5 protein-coding genes are annotated in these 3,863 nt (G+C 25.0%); all 5 read left to right on the plus strand.

Features of this window, described 5'->3' with window-relative positions:
• Positions 1 to 141 (plus strand): chemotaxis protein CheW (locus H8891_RS15755; RefSeq protein WP_187007004.1); only part of this gene is annotated, 141 nt, incomplete at its 5' end.
• An 83-nt stretch (positions 142 to 224) separates the two neighbouring features.
• Positions 225 to 839 carry a chemotaxis protein CheC gene (locus H8891_RS14825; RefSeq protein WP_187007005.1) on the plus strand — a complete coding sequence of 205 codons (615 nt, stop codon included), beginning with the start codon at positions 225 to 227 and terminating at the stop codon, positions 837 to 839.
• A 106-nt stretch (positions 840 to 945) separates the two neighbouring features.
• A complete protein-coding gene (locus H8891_RS14830; protein WP_187007006.1) occupies positions 946 to 1,425 on the plus strand; it encodes a chemotaxis protein CheW in 480 nt (159 codons plus the stop codon).
• Between the two features lie 250 nt (positions 1,426 to 1,675).
• On the plus strand, positions 1,676 to 2,029 hold the full coding sequence (locus tag H8891_RS14835) for a response regulator (protein ID WP_147548226.1): 354 nt from the start codon (positions 1,676 to 1,678) through the stop codon (positions 2,027 to 2,029).
• Between the two features lie 611 nt (positions 2,030 to 2,640).
• Positions 2,641 to 3,863: methyl-accepting chemotaxis protein (locus H8891_RS14840; RefSeq protein ID WP_187007007.1), on the plus strand; the 1,223-nt coding region annotated here is incomplete at its 3' end.

Genomic DNA, 3,863 nt, shown 5'->3' on the forward strand with positions numbered 1-3,863 from the left:
CAACAACAAGTTGTAATTAAACCAGTACCTACATTATTAACACAGTTTGAAAAGGTACATTCTTACATATCAGGATGTTCTATTTTAGAAGATGGTTCTATAAGCTTAATATTTGATGTAAATGCAATTATAACTAAGTAAATTATTTTTAATTTATGGGCAAATAAATTAAAGAAAATACAATCGACAGTAAAATCTAAGTAGTAGATGGAAAGTAGGTATATATGAAATTTGAGTGTGATAAATTGAATGTATTTCGTGAAATTAGTAATATAGGTTCAGGAAATGCATCATCTTCATTAGCTATAATGTTAAATGAAATAGTAGATATAGGAATTCCTAAAAGTGATATGATTAAATTTTCAGATATAACTAATAGTTATAAATCTCCAGAGGAGTTAGTTGTTGGAACGGTTTTACAACTTTCTGAAGATATGGAAGGATTTATTATGGTTATTATGAAAGTTAATTCAGCACTAAATTTATTATCAAAGATTACAGGAAAAGAAATTACATGTGATATAAATGATTATGATTCAGTTTGTAAAGAATTAAATTCAATAGGAGAAATTTGTAATATACTTTGTGGAACATATTTAACAGCAATATCTGATATGACAAATTTAACTATAAATCCATCAATTCCATATTTTAGTGTAGATATGGTTATGGCAATTATGAATTTACCTATGTCATTATATGGACCAGTATCTGATTTAATTTTATGTATTGAAACAGACTTTTTCACTTTAGATAAAGAAATTGAAGGAAAATATTACTTTATTCCTAAGGTTGAATCATGTAAGAAGTTATTATCTTCATTAGGATTTAATGATTAATATAAATAATTATAAGTATATTTAAATTTTGTTATAAATTTAGTAATTTATAATTTTTAGAATAAAGGTATTGAGAAAAGTTATTTAAAAGGATGGTGTACTATTTGTGAGTGCAAATGATGAAATAATAAAAGCCAAAATAGATGATTTGTATATGGTATTTATTATAAATAATCAAAAGTATGCATTATCATCAAAATATATTATAGAAATTATTGAAATGTTGCCTATTACAAAGGTTCCATTTATTCCTAAGTATATGAAAGGAATTATAAATTTAAGAAGTACTATTATTCCTGTTATGGATGCTAGGATTAGATTTGATATTGAACCGATTGAATATAATGAAAGAACTTGTATTATTATAATTGAAAATAATAACGAAAAGATAGGATTAATAGTTGATGCTGTAAATGAAGTTATTAATATTTCACCAGAACAAAGCATGAATATGAACTCAAATAAAGAAGAATGTAATCAAAATTTTATAAAATGTGTTAGTGAAATAAATAATGAAGTTCAACTAATGTTAGATTGCGATTCATTAATGAAGATAGTAGAAGATATGAATAATGAAATTAATTAATAAATACTTTTACGATTAAACAGTTTTATGTATAATAATGAAATAGACATTTAAAAGGAAAATCTTGACTAAAAGATGATTAGTATTGATTATAAAACGTCAAGGATTAATAATTTAAAAAAGAAATAAATTATTTAAATCAACACAATATTTAAAACTAAAATGTCTGAAAGTTAATCTAATTTAAAAATAGATGCTAAAAATATAAAACTATTATTATATAGGAAGTAATGAAAATGGAGGAAGTGTTATGAAAAGAGTATTAATAGTTGATGATGCAGCATTTATGCGTATGTCTATTCGTAAGATGCTTGAAGAAAATGGATTTGAGGTAGTTGGAGAAGCAGAAAATGGTGTGATGGCTATTGAGAAATATCAAGAATTACAACCAGAAGTTGTAACAATGGATATCACTATGCCAGAAATGGATGGACTAGAGGCATTAAGAGAGATAAAAAAAATTGACCCAGCTGCATCAATTGTAATGGTATCAGCATTAGGTCAAGAGGCTAGAATGAAAGAAGCTATTATTTATGGAGCAAAAGGATTTATAGTTAAGCCATTTAAAGAAGAAATTATTATCTCTGCCTTATCTAAACTTTAATTAACTTTGAATATAAATAATTAAATATACAGTAGAATTTAAAAATAAAAAATGAAGGTGTTTTAACCACCTTCATTTTTTATTTTTAAAATATATTATAAAAAATATTAATTAAATACAAGAATAGTAAATTTTAAGAGTTTACATTTTTATAATGTTTATAAATAAAAAACTTAAAATAAAATTATATAGATACAAAATCTAAAGTATATATACATTTATCCGTATAAAAAATGAAGTAAATAAAATGATTGGTAAAATTGAAATCGTGAAAATAACATAGTTAAATTAAATACGATTTATAGAAAATAAAAAAATATTTTTAATTATAGATATTATATCAATATGTAAATTTAAATTTTAGAAATATTAATTGAATTAAATTAAAAAAATGTCTAAAGTTATATCGAAATTTGTCGAATATGATACGTTATATGTAATTTTAATATATAAACTATAAATACTAAAAAATATGCCTTTATTAAAACTGCTAAAATTAATGTTTATTTATATTAAGACATTAAACCAAATATAGTGCGGTTACCTAAATATTAAAAATTTTATTGTACGATGCAGGCAAATATAATGAAAGATTGTAAGGAGGAATGAATATGAATAATTTGAAAATAGGTAGAAAGCTAACTTTAGCTTTTGGAATTTTACTGATAATTTCGATGTGTACAAGTTTTTATACAGTATCAAAATTAAAAGAAGCAGGAGAATTAAGTCATGAATTATATCGTAGACCTTATTCACAAACAAATAAAACTATGAGAATTCGTAGAGATTTAGTTTCGGCTGGAAGAAATATTGGAAATGCAATGCTAGAAACAAATCCTGCAAAATATAAAGTTATTATTACAAAAGATTTTGAAAGTGCATATGAAAATCTTAAAAAGGTTAGAGAAACTTTTAAGGGAGATATTACATTAGTTGACAATCTTGAAAAGTCTATAGGTAATTTTGAACAAGAATATCTAAATGTTTATGCAGTAATAGAACAAGGAAACTATAAAGGTGCAATAGAAATGTCAAGTGAAAATACTGCATACAGTAAGGCGTATGATAAATGTATAGAGGATGCTATAAAACTTAACGAGGTAGCAGATGCTAGCGGTGCTGAGTTTAATAAAGGAGTAGAAGATACAATTTCAACTGCAACTTTTACTGCTTTTGCAATTAGTATATTTAATATTTTAGCAGGTGTAGTTATATGTTTATATGTTACAAAAAAATTAAAACAACCAATTGAAGAAATAGAAGAAGCAGCAAATAAAATGGCTGAAGGTGATTTCGATATTAATATTGAATATGAGTCAAAGGATGAATTAGGGGCTTTATCAGATAGTATGCGTCAAATGAGTATCAAGACTAAAGAACTTATAAATGATGCAGTTTACGTTTTAAACGAAGTTGCATCAGGTAACTTTGATGTTTCAACTGAAATGGAATATATAGGAGTATTTAAAGATATTGAGAAATCAATAAATAAAATAACTTATGACTTAAGTGAAACAATGTCACAAATAAATGTAGCTTCAGAAGAAGTAGGAGCAGCATCTGATCAAGTTGCAAGTGGATCACAAATGTTATCGCAAGGTGCTACTGAGCAAGCAAGCGCAATTCAAGAATTATCTGCAACTATAATGGAAGTATCTGACAAGATTAAAGGTACTGCAGAAAATGCTCAAGAAGCTAATGAATTAACATTGGAATCAGGTCGTCAAGTTAAAGATGGTAACGAGCAAATGAAACAAATGGTTAAGGCTATGGAAGAAATTTCATTTACTTCTAATGAAATAAGTAGAATTATAAAAACAATAGATGATATAGC

It is taken from the genome of Paeniclostridium hominis (assembly GCF_014306135.1).
GTDB classification, from domain to species: domain Bacteria; phylum Bacillota; class Clostridia; order Peptostreptococcales; family Peptostreptococcaceae; genus Paraclostridium; species Paraclostridium hominis.

Bases quoted from the DNA above. Each gene is read 5' to 3' on its own strand.
- H8891_RS14825 (WP_187007005.1), top strand. From the start codon at position 225: ATGAAATTTGAGTGTGATAAATTGAATGTATTTCGTGAAATTAGTAAT.
- H8891_RS14835 (WP_147548226.1), top strand. From the start codon at position 1,676: ATGAAAAGAGTATTAATAGTTGATGATGCAGCATTTATGCGTATGTCT.